Raw genomic sequence first — 19,351 nt, forward strand, 5'->3', positions numbered from 1 at the left:
CATGCTCGAGCATGCCGGGCGTGTTCATTTCTTGATCGAGGAAAATCCGTGCGTTCATTGTTCTGGCGAATCCTGGCCAGCTTCTGGCTGGCCATAGCCCTGGTTGCAGGCTTGTCGATTCTGCTTGGGCACATGCTCAATCAGGACGCATGGATCCTCAGTCGTCATCCGGTGCTCAACAACCTGCCGGAAAACTGGACCCAGCGCTTTGAAGAACAAGGCGCCGACGCGTCTCAGGATTACTTGCAAACCCTCAAGCGTCGCAACCGCATCGACGTTCAAGTCCTCAACGACAGTGGCGAACCGGTGGTGCGCGGCACCTTTCCGCCCCGCGCCGCCGCGCTCGAAGCCCGACAACAACAGGGCGATGATGACGATGAGGGCAGAAAGCTGCCATGGCGGCGTCTGGCGACCGAATACACCAGCCCAAAGACCGGTGAAACCTACCTGTTCATCTACCGGATCCCGCACCCGGAACTGGATCAATGGCATCGCCAGAGCCTGATGTGGCCGCTGAGTGCACTGGGCATCGCATTGGTCGTGCTGACCCTGTTCAGCCTGTTCGTGACGCTGTCGATCACCCGGCCGCTGAGCCGTCTGCGCGGTGCGGTGCATGATCTGGGGCAAACCAGCTACCAGCAGCACAGCCTGGCGCAACTGGCCAACCGGCGTGACGAGTTTGGTGTGCTGGCTACCGACTTCAACCGCATGGGCGCCCGCTTGCAGAGCCTGATCGGCAGTCAGCGACAGTTATTGCGTGATGTGTCCCATGAACTGCGCTCGCCGCTGGCGCGTCTGCGCATTGCGCTGGCACTGGCCGAGCGAGCCGAACCTGCCGAACGCGAGCGGCTGTGGCCACGCCTGGGTCGCGAATGTGATCGACTGGAGGCCCTGATCAGCGAGATTCTGGCGCTGGCGCGTCTGGATGCGGACTTCGGCAGCCCCGAGTCGGTCGATCTCGACGAGCTTCTGCATCGCCTGAAGCACGACACGCAACTGGACGGTGTCGAGCAGCACATCGAGGTTCAGGTCCAGCGCGACCTTCAATTGCAAGGCTGGCCGGACATGATCGAGCGGGCACTGGACAACCTGCTGCGCAACGCCCTGCGCTTCAATCCGCCGGGGCAGAGCATCGATTTGCAGGCGACCCGCGTGGACAACCGTATACGCCTGAGCGTACGCGATCACGGTCCGGGGGTTGCCGACGAACATCTGGCGCAGCTGGGTGAGCCGTTTTACCGTGCGCCCGGCCAAACCGCGCCGGGTCATGGTCTGGGACTGGCCATCGCCAGGCGGGCGGCAGAACGGCACGGTGGCAGCCTGACGCTGGGCAATCACCCGGACGGCGGCTTTGTCGCCACCCTCGATCTGCCGCCCGAACCGGTCAACCCGTCCTCGGCCTGAGGCTCAGCCCTGCCAGGCGCTGACGAATCCGCCCACGTCCACCTTCGGTGCTTCGCGAGGCGGGTTCAACGGGGTGCCCAGGTACAGAAAGCCGACCACTTCTTCACCGGCTTCAAGCCCCAGACCCTGGGCGACGTGCGCTGAATAGGACAGCTCGCCCGTGCGCCACACCGCACCGACGCCCAGCGCGTAAGCGGCCAGCAACACGCCGTGGGCAGCACAACCGGCGGTGATCAACTGTTCCTTGCGCGGCACTTTGAAGTGATCCTGTAACCGCGCAATCACCACCACCACCAGCGGCGCACGCAACGGACCGAGCCGCGCCTTGTCCAGCGCCTGCGGCGTAACCTCGCCCCCGCCCTGCTCCAGCGCCTCGGCCAGCAACGCGCCCATGCGCTCACGGGCCGAACCTTCGACGGTCAGAAAACGATACGGTCGCAATTGACCATGATCGGGCGAGCGCAAGGCTGCGCCAAACAGGATTTCCCGCTGTGCGGCATCCGGGGCCGGGTCGACCAGACGTGGAACCGATACGCGGTTGAGCAAAGCGTCAATCGCCTGCATGGGCTGTCTCCTTTCAAAGATGATCGGACATTCTAGGGCGTGTATGACATCAATAACGAGCAATCCGGGCAATTACTTACAGGCAATGTCGAACGCAGCGCCCGGCCATGCCGGTTTACATGGCATCGGGCGCGGGTAGAATGGCGCCTTTCTTCATTGCAGCCAGAGCCGTTCATGTCGTTGCCGACCCTTCGCATCATCAGTTTCATCATCGGCATCTTCCTGATCACGCTGGCTGTGGCGATGATCGTGCCCATGGCCACGCTGGTCATCTACGACCGCTTCGAAGACCTGCGCTCCTTTCTGTGGGCCAGCGCGATTACCTTCATCGCCGGTCTGGCCATGGTGGCGCAAGGTCGTCCCAAACACGTCCAGTTGCGCCCTCGTGACATGTACATGCTCACGGTCTCCAGCTGGATCGTGGTGTGTATCTTCGCCGCGCTGCCGTTTCTGCTGACTCAGCACATCAGCTACACCGACTCCTTCTTCGAAAGCATGTCCGGCATCACGGCCACCGGCTCGACCGTGCTCAGTCATCTGGACAGCATGTCGCCGGGCATTCTGATCTGGCGATCGATGCTGCACTGGCTCGGCGGCATCGGCTTCATCGGCATGGCCGTCGCGATTCTGCCGCTGCTGCGAATCGGTGGCATGCGCCTGTTCCAGACCGAATCGTCCGACCGCTCCGAAAAGGTCATGCCCCGCTCGCACATGGTGGCCAAGTACATCGTGCTGGCGTACGTCAGCTTCACCGCGCTGGGCAGCCTGGCGTTCTGGGCGGCGGGCATGAGCCTGTTCGACGCGATCAACCACGCCATGTCGGCGATTTCTACGGGCGGTTTCTCGACGTCCGATCTGTCCCTGGCGAAATGGCCGCAGCCCGCTGTGCACTGGGTGGCGATCGTGGTGATGATTCTCGGCAGCCTGCCGTTCACCCTGTACGTGGCCACCCTGCGTGGCAATCGCGGTGCGCTGTTCAGGGACGAGCAGGTTCAGGGATTGATCGGCTTGTTACTGATCACCTGGCTGGTAATGACCGTCTGGTACGCGAATACCACCGACCTGCCGTGGACCGAGGCGCTGCGCCATGTGGCGCTGAACGTGACCTCGGTGGTCACCACCACCGGCTTCGCACTGGGTGACTACAGCCTGTGGGGTAATTTCTCACTGATGCTGTTCTTTTATCTGGGCTTCATTGGCGGCTGTTCGGGCTCGACAGCGGGCGGCGTGAAGATTTTCCGTTTCCAGGTTGCCTACATTCTGCTCAAGACCAACCTCAATCAACTGATCCATCCACGCGCCGTGATGAAACAGAAGTACAACGGCCATCGGCTGGACGATGAGATCGTACGCTCGATCCTGACCTTTTCGTTCTTCTTCACCATCACCATCTGCCTGATCGCCCTGATGCTGTCGCTGCTGGGCCTGGACTGGATGACTGCACTGACCGGCGCGGCCAGCACGGTTTCGGGGGTTGGTCCGGGGCTGGGTGAAATCATCGGCCCGGCGGGTAACTTCTCCACCCTGCCCGACGCCGCAAAGTGGATTCTGTCGGGCGGCATGCTGCTGGGTCGCCTGGAAATCATTACCGTGCTGGTGCTGTGCGTCCCGGCGTTCTGGCGTCATTGATAGCGCTGTGCGCCGATGTCACGGCAGGCTAGACTGATGCGAAGCCAACCCGAGGGCCTGCACATGGACACCGCCAAGCCGTTCACACGCTTCGCCGATTTCTATCCCTTTTACCTCGAAGAACATCGCAGCAGTACCAGCCGACGTCTGCATTTCGTCGGCACCACGCTGGTGATCTTTCTGCTGGCCTTCGGCATTGGCAGCGGACGCTGGTGGCTGTTGGCGTTGCTGCCCATCGCCGGTTACGGCTTTGCCTGGGCCGGCCATTTCTTCTTCGAGAAAAACCGGCCCGCGACCTTCAAGCATCCGTTCTACAGCCTGCTCGGCGATTTCGTCATGTACCGCGACATGCTGTTGGGCAAAGTGCCTTTCTAACGTGCGGGCCTCACGTCTCAGGCAACCGGCTCGCTGACCGGCACTTCCTGATGTTCCTCTTCCGGGCTGGCCTTCAAGTGCGCGTCGGCCAGTCGGAACAGTTCGATGTGGCCGTCCAGGTGCTCAATCAACGCCGTGCAGGATTCTACCCAGTCGCCGCAGTTGAGGTATTCCACGCCGCCCACCTGACGGATTTCCGCGTGGTGAATGTGCCCGCATACCACGCCGTCCAGTCCGCGCTTCACGCATTCGTGAGCGATGGCCTCTTCGAAATCGCTGATGAAATTCACCGCGCTTTTGACCTTGTGCTTCAGGTACGCCGACAGCGACCAGTAGCCGTATCCATACCTGGCGCGCCAATGGTTGAGCCAGCGATTGAGCGTCAGGGTGAATTCGTAAGCCGAGTCGCCGAGAAACGCCAGCCAGCGGTGGTAACGCGTGATCACGTCAAACTGATCACCATGTATCACCAGCAGGCGGCGCCCGTCGGCCGTGACGTGTTCGGCCTCGTCCACCAGTTGGATATTGCCCAGAATCAGTTTCGAGTAGCGACGCAGAAACTCGTCGTGGTTGCCGGTGACGTAGATCACTTCAGTGCCGCGCTTGCTCATGGTCAGCAGACGCCGCACGACATTGGTGTGCGTCTGCGGCCAGTACATGCCGCTGCGCAGCTTCCAGCCATCGATGATGTCGCCCACCAGATACACCCGGTCAGCCTGATAACGCTTGAGGAACGCCGAAAGGTGTTCGGCCTGGCAATCGCGCGTGCCCAAGTGAACGTCGGAAATCCACAGAGTACGCACGCGTTGCTTACGGCTAGGTTTGGCGAGCTGAGCACTGCTCATGGGGCGACCTCCTGGCAGGGTTTACAAGAGAGTGCCGCATACCGGTTAACCGGATGTGACACCTGCATGGCGATGTCATGACAATGGCTGGGCCAAGGTAGACTCGCTTGACGCCGCCTCCACAAGGATTGTCATGACTTCGCGCTCCGCTCTTATCGCTTTGCACATGGGCGCTCTGTTGTTCGGGCTTTCCGGTGTGCTGGGCAAACTGGCCCAGGCCTCGCCGGCCGTCATCGTTTTCGGCCGCGCAGCCTTTGCGGTCGCGGCCCTTGCCGCGTTCATGCGATGTGTCGGTGGCGCTGGCTGGAAACCGTTGAACCGGGCGAGCGGCGCACGCCTGTTGCTGGGAGGCGCGTTGTTAAGCCTGCACTGGGTGTCGTTCTTCATTGCCGTGAAAGTGGCGGGCGTCGCGGTGGCCACCTTGGGCTTTGCCAGCTTTCCGGCGTTTACCGTGATTCTGGAAGGCCTGGCGTTTCGCGAACGGATTCGTCGCATCGAAATGTTTCTGGTGGCTCTGGTGAGTCTGGGTCTGATGCTGGTCACGCCGGGATTCGATCCGGCCAGCGAGGCAACCAGCGGCTTGTTGTGGGCGGTCTTTTCGGGCCTGACGTTCGCCCTGCTGTCGCTGGTCAACCGGGCCAGCGCCCTTCATGTGCCAGCGGTTCAGGCCGCGCTGTGCCAGAACCTGATCGTCGCTTGCTGCCTGTTGCCTTGGGCAGCGTCGGAACTGCCTGCTGTGTCAGCCAGCGACTGGCTGTGGATTGCTCTGCTCGGCGTGCTCTGCACCGGACTGGCACACAGCCTGTTCGTCGCCAGCCTCGCGGTGATCAAGGCACGAATGGCCGCCGTGGTCTTTGCCATGGAGCCGCTCTACGGCATCGTGTTCGCCTGGCTGATCTTCGCCGAAACGCCCACGCTGCGGATGCTGCTGGGCGGAACGCTGATCATTGTCGCCATCCTGATTTCAGGCCTGATGGGCTGTCGCAATGCCGATACGAGCGCTCACTGAGGATCGGCGGCGCCGTGCCGGTCGTTGTGGCCCAGGTCACGCGCCGGATCGATCTGATCGCGCACCCGCTGCTTGAGCACCTTGGCCTCGGGGAAGCCGCCGTCAGCCTTGCGCTCCCAGATTTGTACGCCGTCACAGGTGATGCGGAATGCACCACCGGTGGCCGGTTCCAGCGAGACTTTGCCCAAGTCGTCGCTGAAGGTGCTCAACAATTCCTGCGCCAGCCAGGCGGCGCGCAATAACCAGTGGCATTGGGTGCAGTAGATGATGACGACTTCAGGTTTTTCAGCTGACATGAGCATTGGCTCCGCGAAGACAAGCGCCCATGATACGCATCACACCGCCAGTCAACGAGCGTTGGCGACACGTCGAATGTCGCTGAGCGTCAGGTTGTGCGCAACATCGGCCGGTTCGGCATCCGGCTCATGACCCTTGACGCCCAACAGACCCAGCAACCGGCTGCGAATGGCCTGAAATCCAGCCTGCCCGCTGTCGCGCTGACGCGGCAACTCGACGCGGATCTCGTCGGCGATCCTGCCATTGCCCAGCACGATCACCCGGTCAGCGAGCAAAATCGCCTCGTCTACATCATGGGTCACCAGCAGCACCGCCGGGGTGTGCTTGCGCCACAGGTCGATGATCAGTTGATGCATGCGGATCCGTGTCAGAGCGTCGAGCGCGGCAAACGGCTCGTCCAGCAGCAACAATTTCGGCTCGCGCACCAGCCCCCGCGCCAATGCCACGCGCTGCGCTTCGCCCCCTGAGAGGGTTGCCGGAAAAGCATTCACACGGTGCGCCAGACCGACTTCGCTCAGGGCTTCTTCCGCGCGTGCCTTGGCATTGTCGATCTTCAGACCGAGGATCACGTTTTTCCACGCGCTCTTCCATGGCATCAGACGCGGCTCCTGAAACACCGCAGCCCGCGCCACCGGCACGCGGAGCTCGCCACTGTCGATGCTGTCCAGCCCGGCCAGAGTGCGCAGCAATGTGGTTTTGCCCGAACCGCTGGCACCGAGCAAGGCGACGAATTCACCCGGTGCGATGTCCAGGTCCAGGCCGTCGATCACCCGCTGCTGGCCGAACTGGCGAACCACGTTGCGCAGTTGCACCGGCGCGTGGGCGGTTTTTTCCGGGGCACGCTGGAAGCTTGTCTGGGTGTTGCGCACGTCGAGAGTGGTCATGTTCAGTTCCTCACAAAGGTCGGGCGCCAGGCCAGGGCGTAGCGCTCCAGCGTGCGAATGATGCCGTCTATCACCAGCCCCAGAACGCTGTAGATCAGCAGGCAGATGACAATCACATCGGTACGCATGAAGTCACGGGCGTCACTGGCCAGGTAGCCGATGCCCGCCGTGGTGTTGATCTGCTCGACGAACACCAGCGCCAGCCAGGAAATACCCAGCGAATAGCGCAGGCCGACGAAGAACGATGGCAGCGAGCCCGGCAGGATCACGTGCCAGATCAGTTCGCGGCGGCTCAGGCCCAGCGTGTTGGCGGCCTCGATCAGTTTGGGGTCGATGTTGCGAATCCCGGAAAACAGGTTCAGGTAAACCGGAAACGTGGTGCCCATGACAATCAGCGCCACTTTGGTGAACTCACCGATGCCGAACCAGAGGATGAACAGCGGCACCAAGGCCAGCGAAGGAATGGTGCGCAGCATCTGCATGGGCGAATCAAGGGCAATTTCGCCACGCTTGGACAAACCGGTGATCAACGCTGCCGCCACGCCAATGCTGACGCCGATACTCAGGCCCAGCAATGCACGCTGCAGTGACACCCACAGATGTCGGCCCAACTCGCCCGACAGAATCATCGACCAGAGCGTACCGCCAATCTGCGACGGCGCAGCGATGATCCGTACCGGGAGCAAGCCGGTCTGTGAGGCCAGCTCCCAAAGCAGCAACAGCGCCAGCGGGCTGAGCAGCCGCAGCACGAACCCCGGCACGTGCCAATGGCTGCCGGACTGCGCAGCGGCTTGTCGTTCGGGCTTGTTGACGACCAGAAAACCGGCATCGATGGAACTGAGGGTTGTTTCGGACATGAAGGCATCCTTGCTGAACCGATCGGGCAAACGCACCCGACTCACTGGATAAGTCCATGCTAGGTGCATAAGAACAATGCGTGAAATTCTATTTAGGCATAAGCTAATAGTTAAATTATTTGATTATAGACAGTAATGATAATGCAAATTTTTAATAATTAACTTAGACCGAAATCGAATTTCACAACGTCCGCCGCTGGCCTTTAAGGTGCTGTTCGACAAGGTCGAACGGACCTCAACCATTGGCAGGAGATTTTCATGAGCATCGAATTCATCGGCTACATTGCCACCCAACCCGGATCGGAAATCCATCCACGCAGCGGCGCGACCATTCAGCCCGACTATGTGCAGAAGGTGGCCAAGGCTCATGAAGACGCCGGTTTTGACCGGGCCCTGATCGCCTACCACTCCAACAGTCCGGACAGCACCCTGGTGGCCGCGCATGCCGCCAGCGTGACCAGCCGCCTGAAATTTCTCATCGCTCACCGTCCAGGCTTCATCTCGCCGACCGTCGCCGCACGGCAATTCGCCACACTGGATGTGTTCAATGGTGGCCGCACGGCCGTGCACATCATCACTGGTGGCGATGATCAGGAATTGCGCGCCGACGGCAGCTACATTGGCAAGGACGAGCGCTATGCACGCAGCGACGAATACCTGAGCGTGGTGCGTCAGGAATGGACCAGCGACAAGCCGTTCGACCATCAGGGCACGTACTACCGATTCGAAGGCGCACACTCGCAGGTGAAATCGCCGCAACAGCCGCACATCCCGCTGTATTTCGGCGGATCGTCCGCGGCGGCGATTGCCGTGGCCGGCAAGCATGCGGACGTGTATGCGCTGTGGGGCGAGACGTACGAGCAGGTGCGCGACGTAGTCAGGCAAGTGCGTGCCGAGGCGGCCAGGCACGGCCGGACCATTCGTTTCAGTCTGTCACTGCGCCCGATTCTGGCCGACACCGAAGAGCAGGCCTGGGCACGCGCCGACAGTATTCTCGAGAAAGCCAGGGCGCTGGCCGAGCGTAACGGTTTCGTGCGACGCGAACCGCCGAACGAAGGCTCACGTCGTCTATTGGCTGCTGCTGCGCAAGGCTCGCGTCTGGACAAACGACTGTGGACCGGCATTGCCGGGCTACTCGGTGCCCAGGGCAACTCGACCTCGCTGGTGGGCACGCCGGAGCAAGTCGCCGAAGCGCTACTGGATTACTACGATCTGGGTATCACGACGTTTCTGATTCGTGGCTTCGACCCGCTGGATGACGCCATCGATTACGGCCGAAAACTCATCCCGCTGACCCGCGAGCTGGTTGCCCGGCGTGAGCGTGAGGCTCGCGAACAGGTGGCTTGATCCGCTCGACAGAAGGCAGGCGACGTTGCCTGCCTTCGATCCGGATTACGCCGCCGCCGACACCTGTTCCAGCGACTGCGCCACCAGCGCGCCGAAGGCATCGACCGGGCCTTGCAGGTTGCCCAGAAAGCGCGGGTAGAACAGCCACAGGTCCATCACCGGCTTGAAGTCTTTCAACGGCACGACGGCCAGTTGATCACGATGGATACTGCGCTCAAGCAGCGGGCGCGGGACCAGACCCAATCCCATGCCATCGGCCACCAACCCCAGTTGCAACTCGGTGCCGAACGTTTCCAGATTAACCTTCAGGCTCAGCCCCTGATCCGACAACGTGCGCTGCAGACCCGCACGAAACCCGCAACCGTCCGGATTGAGCACCCAGCCCTGCTCGTAACAGTCGGCCAGCTTGCCGGGCTTTTTCGGCAACGCCTCTTTCGCGGCGACCACCACCAGTTCCATGCGGCCAATGGAATGCGCGACGATGTTCTCCGGGAAGATCTTGCCGGCCGGAAACAGCGCTGCCGCCGCATCCAGTTCGCCGTTCTCGATCTTGCCAATCAGGTAACTGCCCCAACCAGTGCTGACCTGGGCGCGCAACTCCGGGAACTCGCCACGCAGTTGCTTGAGGGCGTCGAGCAGCACGACATCGCCGATGGTCTGCGGCACTCCCAGGCGCAACAGACCGCTGGGCGGCGTGTCGCTGGCCACCAACTCGCGCAGCGCGTCCATCTCGCGCAGGATCGCCAGGCATTTTTGATAGACCTGCATACCCATGGGTGTGGGTTTGAGCGGCTTGGTATTGCGGTCGAACAACTCGACGCCCAGCGCCTGCTCGAAATTCTGTACCCGACGCGTGATGGCCGGTTGTGTCAGGTCCAGCGATTCAGCTGCGTGGCTGATGGACTGACAGCGGATCACCGCCACGAACGCATCGATATCATCAATTTTCATTCGGACCGCACATAACAAGATAAAAGGGACATAGGCAAAAAGCATAGTGCCAATGTGTGAGCCTGAATAGCCCGCCCCTTCAACATAAGCCGACATGAGCGGTCCGGAAAGACGTTTTCGTTATAACCTAATCATTAAAAAATAGCATATTAAACTCTCGCATTATGCTTATATCGACTCATATCCCGACACTGATCAGGAATGAACATGACTCAGACACGACACCCTGAACGACTCGGGGCTTTCATTGACGCGCTGGCCGAACTGATCGGCAGCAATACCCACGAAAGCGATCTGCTGCATCGCGGTGGCAGGCTGCTGGCGCAACTGGTCAGCCATGACGACTGGCTGCCGGACGAATTCGCCGTACCGGATCCGACCCGCTATCAGCAATTTCTGTTGCATGCCGACCCGCAACAGCGCTTCTCGGTGGTCAGCTTTGTCTGGGGACCGGGGCAGCGTACGCCTATTCATGACCATCGCGTCTGGGGGTTGATCGGCATGCTGCGCGGCGCCGAAGACGCCCAAGGCTATGTGCGCGACGAGCAAGGGCGTCTGCAACGCCAAGGCCCTGCCGTGCGCCTGCAACCTGGCCAGGTCGAGGCCTTGTCGCCTGAGCGCAACGATGTGCATCAGGTCAGCAATGCGTTCAGCGATCAGGTTTCGGTCAGCATTCACGTGTACGGCGCCGACATCGGCCAGGTGAAGCGCGCCGTCTACGAGCTGGACGGCAGCGAAAAACCATTCATTTCCGGCTACTCCAACGCCGCTCTTACCCTTACTCATGCACAGCCGACAGGGAGTCTGACCCCATGACCGCACACACGACCCGATCCTTTGCCGAGCTTCGCCAGGCGTTACTGAACCGTGAGGAACTGGCGCTGGTGGATGTACGCGAAGAAGCCCCTTTCGCCGAGGCTCATCCCCTGTTTGCCGCAAACATTCCGCTGTCAAAACTGGAGCTGGAAGTGTTCTCGCGCATTCCGCGCCGCGACACCCCCATCACGCTGTATGACGATGGCGAAGGATTGGCCACGATTGCCCTGCAACGCTTGCAGGCGCTGGGCTACAGCGATGTGGCCCTGCTCGCGGGCGGCCTGCGGGGCTGGCATGAAGCCGGTGGCGAACTGTTCATCGACGTCAACGTGCCGAGCAAGGCTTTTGGCGAGCTGGTGGAACACCACCGCGCCACGCCGTCGCTGGCGGCCGAAGAACTCAAGGCGCTGCTCGACAGCCAGGCCGATCTGGTGGTGCTCGACGCACGCCGCTATGACGAATACCAGACCATGAGTATTCCCGGCGGCATCAGTGTGCCGGGGGCCGAACTGGTGCTGCGTGCACGCGAACTGGCACCTGACCCGAACACCCGGATCGTCGTCAATTGCGCGGGCCGCACCCGCAGCATCATTGGTACTCAATCGCTGATCAACGCGGGCTTGCCCAACCCGATCCACGCGCTGCGCAACGGCACCATCGGCTGGCTGCTGGCCGGGCAGACGCTGGATCATGGTCAGAATCGGCGCTTCGCCGACGTTGGTGACAAGACCCGCGAAACCGCCAGCGCGGACGCACGCAAGGTGGCCGACCGCGCCGGCGTCAAGCGCGCAAACCGCAACGACCTGCACACCTGGCAGGCCGAGGCATCACGCACCACCTACCTGTTCGATGTGCGCACGCCAGAGGAATTTACCCAGGGTCACCTGCCGGGTGCGCGTTCGACACCCGGCGGGCAACTGGTGCAGGAAACCGACCATTTCGCCAGCGTGCGCGGTGCCCGGATCGCGCTGGTGGACGACGATGGCGTGCGCGCCAACATGTCGGCGTCCTGGCTGGCACAACTGGGCTGGGACGTGTGGGTAATCGATGGCCTTCAGGCGTCGGACTTTACCGAGCAAGGCAGCTGGGACGCGCCCTTCCCGGCACCCGCGCAGGTGGAATACATCAGCCCTGCGACCCTGGCTGACTGGCACACCCAGGGCGACGTGGCCGTGCTGGACTTCACCAGCAGCGCCAATTACGTGAAGCACCATATTCCCGGAGCCTGGTGGAGTCTGCGTGCCGATCTGAAACACGTGCTGGCGAAGGTGCCGACCGCCGATCGCTACGTGCTGACCTGTGGCAGCAGCCGTCTGGCGCGCTTCGCGGCCGTCGATGTTCAGGCGCTGACCGATCGGCCGGTGTTCGTGCTGGAAGGCGGCACGGCCAACTGGATCGAAGCCGGACTGCCGACCGAACAGGGTGAAACCCGTCTGGCCTCGCCACGCATCGATCGTTATCGCCGTCCTTATGAAGGCACTGACGCACCGAAAGCCGCGATGCAGGCCTACCTGGACTGGGAGTTCGGTCTGGTCGAGCAACTGCGCCGCGACGGGACGCACGGGTTTCAGGTGATCTGATGGCAGACGCGGTGCCTTGTTCCTGGCGCACGATTCTTCCAGGGCGTTTCATCAGGCACAGGCGCTGCCCAAGCCCACAACAAGAACGATCCACCTTACCGATCACGGAGTCCTCTGCCATGCTGCCCCGCCTGACACCCGCTACCCACCTGAAAAACCTGCTGCTCGCCGCCCTTCTGGGCCTGTTCGCCAGTCAGCACGTCATGGCCGCAGACCTTGCGCCCTTGCAGGTTGCCAATCAGAAATCGCTGCTCAAGGTATTGCTGCAAGTGTCCGGCGAACTCAAGGATGTGCCTTACGAGATCCAATTCTCAGAATTCCCGTCGGCCGCCCCCTTGGGCGAAGCGCTCAATGCCGGCGCGGTGGACATCGGCGCCCTGGGCGACGCACCTTACGTGTTTGCACTGGGTGCCGGCGCGCCGTTGAAAGTGGTCAGCATCACCCACGCGCAGGGCCGTTTCACCACTGCCGTGCTGGTGCCGAAAGACTCGCCGATCAAGACCGTAGCCGACCTCAAGGGCAAACGCATCGTGACCGGACGCGGCTCCATCGGCCACTATCTGGCGATCCGCGCCCTGCATGAAGCCGGTCTGAAAACCAGTGACGTGACCTTCATCAACCTGCTGCCCAGTGAGTCGAGAATCCTCTTGGACAACGGCGAAGCAGACGCCTGGGCGACCTGGGATCCGTACACCACGATTTCCATCAGCCAAAGCGATGCGCGTGTTCTGGTCAGCGGCAGCGAGCTGCTGAGCAATCATCTGTACCTGGCGGCCACCCGCAAGGCCATCGAAGGCAAACGTGCGCAACTGGACGATTTTGTCGCCAGGGTCGAGCGCGCCTTCATCTGGACCAACGCGCATCCCGAGGAATATGCCGCGGCGCAGGCCAGAGTCACCGGCCTGCCGCTGGCGGTTCATCTGTCGGTGGCCAAGGCGACGAAGATGCAACGCACACTGATCGACGACACGATCATTCAGGGCCTGCAAGCCACCGCCGACACCTACCTGGCCGAGGGCATTCTCGGCAAGCCGATCGACGTCTCGACGGGCTTCGATAAAAGTTTCAATGTAGCGCGTGCTGAGCACGTTCAGGCTTCCAGCCAATGACCCGGGCCAGCCACGTCGACATTCCTGCTGCCCCATCTGCGAAAGGACCCCGCATGAGCCCTTCTCCCCTTCGTCAGCCATTGCCGGAGTCGGCCGCCGCGTTCACCGCCCGGCTGAATGGCCTGACCGCGACCCTGGCCGAAACGGCTGAGCATTACGACGCCAGCGGGCAGTTTCCGCACGCCAATTTCGCTCTGTTGCAGGAGCATGGCCTCATCGGACTGGTGGTGCCGTCCGGACTGGGCGGTGGCGGCGCCGATCTGGCGCAGGCCCGACAGGTCATCCGTGCAGTGGCCAGAGGCGAGCCTTCGACAGCGCTGATTCTGGTGATGCAGTACTTGCAGCACGCTCGCCTGCAAGACAATCCCCACTGGCCCGAAGACCTTCGGCTGCGGGTCGCCGAAGAGGCGGTGCATGAAGGCGCGCTGATCAACGCCCTGCGTGTCGAGCCAGACCTGGGTACACCGGCACGCGGCGGTTTGCCCGGCACGATTGCCCGCCGCACACGCGAAGGCTGGCGCATCAGCGGCACCAAGATCTACTCCACCGGTAGCCATGGCCTGACCTGGTTTGCCGTGTGGGCACGCAGCGATGACGACGACCCGCTGGTCGGCACCTGGCTGGTGCACAAGGACACGCCCGGCATCCGGATCATCGAGGACTGGGACCACCTGGGCATGCGCGCCACCAACAGTCACGAGATTCGTTTCGACGACGTACGGGTGCCGCTGGAACACGCTGTCAGCGTCAGCCCATGGAGTGCGCCACGGTCGGACCTGGATCCTTCCGGAATGCTCTGGATGGCGGTGTTGCTCTCATCGGTCTACGACGGCATCGCCCAGTCTGCCCGCGAGTGGCTGGTGGACTGGCTGGAGCAACGCCAGCCTTCCAACCTCGGCGCTGCGCTGTCGACCTTGCCGCGCTTTCAGGAAGTGGTCGGGCAGATCGATACGCTGCTGTTCGCCAACCGCAGCCTGCTGGACGCGGCGGTACAGGGTCTGACGCCTGCGCAGCATGCCGGGCAGATCAAATACCTGGTGACCGGCAACGCGATTCGCGCCGTGGAACTGGCCATTGAAGCATCCGGCAATCCGGGCCTGTCGCGCAGCAACCCGCTGCAACGCCATTACCGTAACGTGCTGTGCGGGCGGGTTCACACACCGCAGAACGACGCGGTGTTGATCGGCGTCGGCAAGGCGGCGTTCGCCCAACGCAAGCAAGACGGTTGACGCGTTCAGGCCATCGGCGGCGGCTCGAATGCCGTAACCGGTGGCAATGGCTGCTCCCATTTGACGATTTCCACCGAGGCGGTCTGGGCCGAACAGCCCTGCGACAGGCTCGACGCGCCGACATCGCGTGTGATCACGTTGGGATTGCCATGCTTTTCAAGGCTGCCGCGCTGGCCATGCACCAGCGGATCGAACCACGCGCCCGTGGCGATCTGCACCACACCCGGTCGGATCCCGTCGGACACAATCACCCCGGCCAGAAACGAACCGCGTTCATTGAAGACCTTGACGACATCGCCCTCGACAATGCCGCGGGCCTGCGCGTCGAGCGGATTGAGGGTTAGCGGTTCACGCTGCCGGATCTTCGACGACCGGCTGTAGCTACCATGATCGTACTGACTGTGCAGACGGGTTTTCGGCTGATTGGACAGCAGATGCAGGGCGAAGGCAGGCACGGGCTTGTCCAGCCAGACCGGATGGCCGGGACAATCCGCATAACCGAAACCGGCGATTCGCTCGGAGAAGATTTCGATCCGCCCGGACGGTGTCGGCAACCGATGGACGTCCGGATCGGTGCGAAAGGCCTCGAGCAGAACAGTGTCGGTTTCCGGAACGTCGACTTCCAGCAGACCATCGCGCCAGAACTGGTCAAACGCAGGCAACGCAATACCAAACGATTCGGCGCGCTGGCGAGAGTCGTCGTACATGAACCGCAACCATTGCTGCGCATCACGTCCTTCGGTGAAGGCTTCAGCCACCCCCATGCGCTCGGCCAGTGCCGAGAAAATCGCGTAATCGTCACGGGCTTCGCCCACCGGCTCGATGGCCTGTTGCATGGCGATCATGAACCGGTCGGACGCCGAACTGCCGATGTCATTGCGTTCAAGGGCAGTGGTCGCGGGCAGCACGATGTCGGCGTATTTGGCCTGAGCGGTCCAGAACTGCTCGTGAACCACGATGGTCTGCGGACGTTTCCAGGCGTCCAGCAAGCGGTTGAGGTCCTGATGGTGATGAAAAATGTTACCGCCGGCCCAGTACACCAGGCGGATATCCGGGTACGTATGCTGCTGACCGTTGTAATCGAACCGGGTGCCTGGGTTGAGTAGCATGTCGGTGACCCGCGCCACCGGAATGAAGTCCTTGACCGGATTGCTGCCTTGGGCAAATCGCGGCCCGGAGAACGCCTTGCGTCCGCTACCGGTGTTGTTCATACAGCCATAGCCGAGACCGAAACCTGCGCCGGGCAGGCCGATCTGTCCCAGCAGCGCGGCCAGGGTCACGGTCATCCAGAACGGTTGCTCGCCATGGACCGAACGCTGCAACGAATAGGCGATGTTGATCATGGTGCGCTTGCCAGCCATCCGGCGCGCCAGCTCGACGATCTGCGGCGCGGGAATGTCGGTCAGCGCCTGCGCCCAGTCCGGACTCTTCGGCTGACCGTCAGTGTGGCCCAGCAGGTAATCGCGAAAGCGCTCGTAACCGACCGTGTAACGCTGAATGAACGCCTCGTCGTGCAAGCCTTCGCTGATCAGCACGTAAGACAGCGCCATCATCAGCGCCGTGTCGCTGCCGGGACGTACGGCCAGCCACTGGATCTGCGCCGGACCTGCCAGATCGTCACGCAACGGGCTGACGTTGACGAACTGTACGCCCGCGTCGGACATCTTCTGTAGCGCATCGGCCAGCAGATGGTCACTCGCGCCGCCGGGGCTGGTCTGGGCGTTCTTGGCGGGCAAGCCACCGAACGCCACGAACAGCTCGCAGTGCCCGGCCAGGTTTTTCCAGGAGGTGTGGGCCGCCAGCAGCCAGTCCATGTTGCCGACGATATGCGGCATCAGAACCCGCCCGGCGCCGAGGCTGTAGCTGTCGGTACTGGACACATAACCGCCAATGCCGTTGAGAAACCGGTGCAACTGGCTTTGCGCATGGTGGAAACGTCCGGCGCTGCCCCAGCCGTAACTGCCGCCAAAAATCGCCTGATTGCCATGTTGCTGCCTGACCCGTTGCAGCTCGGTAGCGACCAGATTCAGTGCCACGTCCCAGGACACTTCGACGAAGGGCTCCTGACCGCGCAATTCCGGATGTCCGCCTGCCCGCTCAAGAAAGCTGCGACGCACCGCCGGACGCAGAATGCGGGTCGGCGACGTGATGGCCGCCGCGACCGAGTCACCGATGGGTGACGGGTCCTTGTCCCATTCGGCAGGCTGCAGGGCGTGCAGTTTGCCGTTCACAACGTGTGGGCGGTAAACGCCCCAGTGGAGTGAGGTGAAACTCATGAAAGGGCAGCCTCCTCAGGTGTCGATGATCTTTATCGCGATCCACACGCCCAGGCAACCTTTGTGAAAGAGGGCGCTCCTCGCGAGCCGGCCGAGAGCCAGCGGAAAGTTCAGAAACTCAAGCCCAGGTCAACGCGACGCCTGCGTCTGCTTTTCAAGCGCGCTGTTGAATGACTCGTCGAATACGCTGGCCGCGGGATAACGTTTGGTCAGTCCGGCATCGCTGAAAAAATCGATGGTCTGCTGCGCGCCCGAGACGACATCGGGGGTGATGGGCGCGACGGTGATCTGCGCCCGGGAGAACCAGCGGCGGGCGACTTGCGCATCGGCTCTGGTCAGGGCCGACCAGGCGTTGGCGTAGTGTTCATTATGCTGCGGGTCGCTCACCGACCAGGCACGAGCGGCCTGCAGGCGCTGTATGAAATCACTGATCTGTGCACGCTTGTCCTTGATCGCGCGGTCGTTGGCGACGATAAAACTCTGGGCGGGAATCAGGCCCTTGGCCGTGGCGATGATGCGTGCACCCTGCCGTTCCTGCTGCGTCACATAGGGTTCCCAGGTGGCGATCGCGTCCACCGAACCACCCTCCAGCGCGTGGGATGAATCGAGGGCGCTCAAGTAGCGATAATCCACCGCATCCCGGGCAACACCGGCCTTGTCCAGCGCCGTCAGCATCAATTGCTGACTGAACGAGCCCTTCCAGATCGCGACCTTCTTGCCCGTCAGGTCGGCCAGCGTTCTGATCGGCGAGTCCTTGCGCACCACGATCGCCACGCCGTCCAGGTTCTGCCGCGAAACACCGATCACCTTGATCGGCGCACCCAGCGCGCCCATGAACAGTGCAGGCGAGTCGCCCAACAGGCCGACATCCAGACTGCCCACGTTCAGCGCCTCTGCGACCGGCGAGCCGGCGGTGAACTGTTTCCACTCAAGGTCATAAGGCACATCCTTGAGCACACCGGCGGCTTCCATCACGGTGCGGGCGCTGTAGCTTTGGTCGCCGACGATCAGACTGGCCGCCTCAACGCCTGTCGACAGCATCAAGGTCAGGGCCAGACCTGTTTTCCAACGGGTGATTGTTTTCGCCACGGGTTTCTCCTCAAGGCCGTACCAGAGGTGCGGACGCACCGATGACACCGACCCTAACACCTGGCAAAAGATTAGCTAAATTCATTTTTGATCTAGTCTAATATGCAAAACACTCAGCTAAACTGCCAAGTATCAAGCGTGGCGATCATCCAGATCTATCCCCGTGTCGAGGCGCTCGCGCAGAAACTCGATGAACGCCTGCACCGGCCGCGAGGCCTGGCGGTGCTGTGGGTACACCGCCGATAACGTCAGCGGTTCCGGGCGCAGGTTATCCAGCACCCTGACCAGACTGCCCTCGCGCAAGGCGGCTCCAACGATGAAAGTCGGTAGATAGGTAATGCCCAGCCCGGCCATGGCTGCGTCGCGCAGCAACTCGCCATTGTTGACCCGCATCCGCCCGCTGACACTCAGGCTCAGCGGCTTGCCCGTGTTCTGGAAACGCCATTGCACCTGACGACTGTGACCATACGGCAGGCAGTCATGGGCATGCAGATCTTCGGGCTTTTCAGGCGTGCCGCGCTCAGCCAGATAGGCCGGGCTTGCGCAGTAGACACGATCGATCGAAGCGATTCGGCGGGCGATCAGGCTGGAATCCTCCAGCACGCCAATACGCAGCACCAGGTCATAGCCTTCGCTGAGCAGGTCCACCGGCCGGTCACTCAGGTCCACTTCCACCGCCACATCCCGGTAGCGCTGCAGAAACAGGGGCAGCAGGCAGCCGAGGTGCGCCACGGCAAAGGACAACGGCGCACTGATGCGCAAGGTGCCGCGCGGTTCGCTGTTCTGTCCGGTGATGCCCTGCTCGACCTGCTCGACCTCGGAAAGCAGGCGCAAAGCCGACTCGTAATAGCTCTGTCCCAACGGCGTGACATCCAGCCGCCGCGTCGAGCGATTGAGCAGGCGCACGCCCAGACGCGCCTCAAGTTGCATGAGCCGCCTGCTGACGAACTGTTTGGACAAGCCCAGCTTGTCCGACGCCGCTGTGAAGCTGCCTGACTCCATTACCTGGCAAAAGATACGCATGTCTTCGAAGGGGTTCATTGTCACGACCTGGTTGACAGTTAAACGCTTTATAGCGGCTTTTTCCCGT

The 19,351-nt window shown here is 62.0% G+C and carries 18 protein-coding genes; 9 read left to right on the top strand and 9 right to left on the bottom strand.

What is annotated here, in order from left to right:
* Window positions 1–48 precede the first annotated feature (48 nt).
* Window positions 49–1,404, top strand: a complete 1,356-nt coding sequence (locus BZK31_RS25790; protein WP_083186069.1) for a sensor histidine kinase — start codon at window positions 49–51, stop codon at window positions 1,402–1,404.
* 3 nt (window positions 1,405–1,407) lie between these two features.
* Here BZK31_RS25790 and BZK31_RS25795 read toward each other — a convergent pair whose 3' ends face one another.
* Window positions 1,408–1,968: a nitroreductase family protein gene (locus BZK31_RS25795; protein ID WP_083186070.1), complete on the bottom strand. Its 561-nt coding sequence runs from the start codon at window positions 1,966–1,968 to the stop codon at window positions 1,408–1,410.
* A 174-nt stretch (window positions 1,969–2,142) separates the two neighbouring features.
* Here BZK31_RS25795 and BZK31_RS25800 point away from each other — a divergent pair, with 174 nt between their 5' ends.
* Entirely contained in the window at window positions 2,143–3,597 is a 1,455-nt protein-coding gene (locus BZK31_RS25800; RefSeq protein ID WP_083186071.1) for a TrkH family potassium uptake protein, read from the top strand.
* Window positions 3,598–3,660: 63 nt separating this feature from the next.
* A complete protein-coding gene (locus tag BZK31_RS25805) occupies window positions 3,661–3,972 on the top strand; it encodes an Mpo1-like protein (RefSeq protein ID WP_083186091.1) in 312 nt (103 codons plus the stop codon).
* A gap of 17 nt (window positions 3,973–3,989) precedes the next feature.
* Here BZK31_RS25805 and BZK31_RS25810 read toward each other — a convergent pair whose 3' ends face one another.
* Window positions 3,990–4,817: a UDP-2,3-diacylglucosamine diphosphatase gene (locus tag BZK31_RS25810; RefSeq protein WP_083186072.1), complete on the bottom strand. Its 828-nt coding sequence runs from the start codon at window positions 4,815–4,817 to the stop codon at window positions 3,990–3,992.
* A gap of 133 nt (window positions 4,818–4,950) precedes the next feature.
* Here BZK31_RS25810 and BZK31_RS25815 point away from each other — a divergent pair, with 133 nt between their 5' ends.
* Window positions 4,951–5,826 carry a DMT family transporter gene (locus BZK31_RS25815; RefSeq protein ID WP_083186073.1) on the top strand — a complete coding sequence of 292 codons (876 nt, stop codon included), beginning with the start codon at window positions 4,951–4,953 and terminating at the stop codon, window positions 5,824–5,826.
* Here the strand turns inward: BZK31_RS25815 and BZK31_RS25820 are convergent.
* Genes BZK31_RS25820 through BZK31_RS25830 form a run of 3 tightly spaced genes read right to left on the bottom strand, consistent with a single transcriptional unit; the run spans window position 5,820 to window position 7,864 of the window.
* The gene (locus BZK31_RS25820) at window positions 5,820–6,122 is read right to left on the bottom strand and encodes an Rdx family protein (RefSeq protein WP_083186074.1); all 303 of its coding nucleotides are present in this window, start codon (window positions 6,120–6,122) and stop codon (window positions 5,820–5,822) included. The two genes, BZK31_RS25815 and BZK31_RS25820, sit on opposite strands and share 7 nt — an antisense overlap.
* 51 nt (window positions 6,123–6,173) lie before the next feature.
* Window positions 6,174–7,007 (bottom strand): ABC transporter ATP-binding protein, encoded by an 834-nt coding sequence (locus BZK31_RS25825; RefSeq protein WP_083186075.1) that lies wholly within the window; start codon window positions 7,005–7,007, stop codon window positions 6,174–6,176.
* A gap of 2 nt (window positions 7,008–7,009) precedes the next feature.
* Window positions 7,010–7,864, bottom strand: a complete 855-nt coding sequence (locus BZK31_RS25830; protein ID WP_083186092.1) for an ABC transporter permease — start codon at window positions 7,862–7,864, stop codon at window positions 7,010–7,012.
* A gap of 258 nt (window positions 7,865–8,122) precedes the next feature.
* On the opposite strand from BZK31_RS25830, the gene BZK31_RS25835 reads away from it, so the two are divergent.
* A complete protein-coding gene (locus tag BZK31_RS25835; RefSeq protein WP_083186076.1) occupies window positions 8,123–9,211 on the top strand; it encodes an LLM class flavin-dependent oxidoreductase in 1,089 nt (362 codons plus the stop codon).
* 45 nt (window positions 9,212–9,256) lie between these two features.
* On the opposite strand, the gene BZK31_RS25840 is transcribed toward BZK31_RS25835, so the two are convergent.
* Window positions 9,257–10,162 (bottom strand): LysR family transcriptional regulator, encoded by a 906-nt coding sequence (locus BZK31_RS25840; RefSeq protein WP_083186077.1) that lies wholly within the window; start codon window positions 10,160–10,162, stop codon window positions 9,257–9,259.
* Between the two features lie 207 nt (window positions 10,163–10,369).
* On the opposite strand from BZK31_RS25840, the gene BZK31_RS25845 reads away from it, so the two are divergent.
* The 4 genes from BZK31_RS25845 to BZK31_RS25860 all read left to right on the top strand — a co-directional run bounded on the left by BZK31_RS25845 (window position 10,370) and on the right by BZK31_RS25860 (window position 14,896).
* Window positions 10,370–10,978 (top strand): cysteine dioxygenase family protein, encoded by a 609-nt coding sequence (locus BZK31_RS25845; protein WP_083186078.1) that lies wholly within the window; start codon window positions 10,370–10,372, stop codon window positions 10,976–10,978.
* On the top strand, window positions 10,975–12,558 hold the full coding sequence (locus BZK31_RS25850) for a rhodanese-related sulfurtransferase (protein WP_083186079.1): 1,584 nt from the start codon (window positions 10,975–10,977) through the stop codon (window positions 12,556–12,558). The genes BZK31_RS25845 and BZK31_RS25850 overlap by 4 nt, the downstream gene beginning before the upstream one ends.
* Before the next feature lie 119 nt (window positions 12,559–12,677).
* Window positions 12,678–13,667 (top strand): ABC transporter substrate-binding protein, encoded by a 990-nt coding sequence (locus BZK31_RS25855; protein ID WP_083186080.1) that lies wholly within the window; start codon window positions 12,678–12,680, stop codon window positions 13,665–13,667.
* Window positions 13,668–13,720: 53 nt separating this feature from the next.
* The gene (locus BZK31_RS25860) at window positions 13,721–14,896 is read left to right on the top strand and encodes an acyl-CoA dehydrogenase family protein (RefSeq protein WP_083186081.1); all 1,176 of its coding nucleotides are present in this window, start codon (window positions 13,721–13,723) and stop codon (window positions 14,894–14,896) included.
* Window positions 14,897–14,901: 5 nt separating this feature from the next.
* Here the strand turns inward: BZK31_RS25860 and BZK31_RS25865 are convergent, their stop codons facing one another.
* The 3 genes from BZK31_RS25865 to BZK31_RS25875 all read right to left on the bottom strand — a co-directional run bounded on the left by BZK31_RS25865 (window position 14,902) and on the right by BZK31_RS25875 (window position 19,302).
* The gene (locus BZK31_RS25865; RefSeq protein ID WP_083186082.1) at window positions 14,902–17,172 is read right to left on the bottom strand and encodes a molybdopterin guanine dinucleotide-containing S/N-oxide reductase; all 2,271 of its coding nucleotides are present in this window, start codon (window positions 17,170–17,172) and stop codon (window positions 14,902–14,904) included.
* Between the two features lie 129 nt (window positions 17,173–17,301).
* Window positions 17,302–18,213 (bottom strand): ABC transporter substrate-binding protein, encoded by a 912-nt coding sequence (locus tag BZK31_RS25870; protein ID WP_083186093.1) that lies wholly within the window; start codon window positions 18,211–18,213, stop codon window positions 17,302–17,304.
* Between the two features lie 180 nt (window positions 18,214–18,393).
* Complete coding sequence (locus BZK31_RS25875) at window positions 18,394–19,302, bottom strand: LysR family transcriptional regulator (RefSeq protein WP_083186083.1); 909 nt, start codon at window positions 19,300–19,302, stop codon at window positions 18,394–18,396.
* Window positions 19,303–19,351 lie beyond the last annotated feature (49 nt).

The organism is Pseudomonas floridensis (genome assembly GCF_002087235.1).
Classification (GTDB): domain Bacteria; phylum Pseudomonadota; class Gammaproteobacteria; order Pseudomonadales; family Pseudomonadaceae; genus Aquipseudomonas; species Aquipseudomonas floridensis.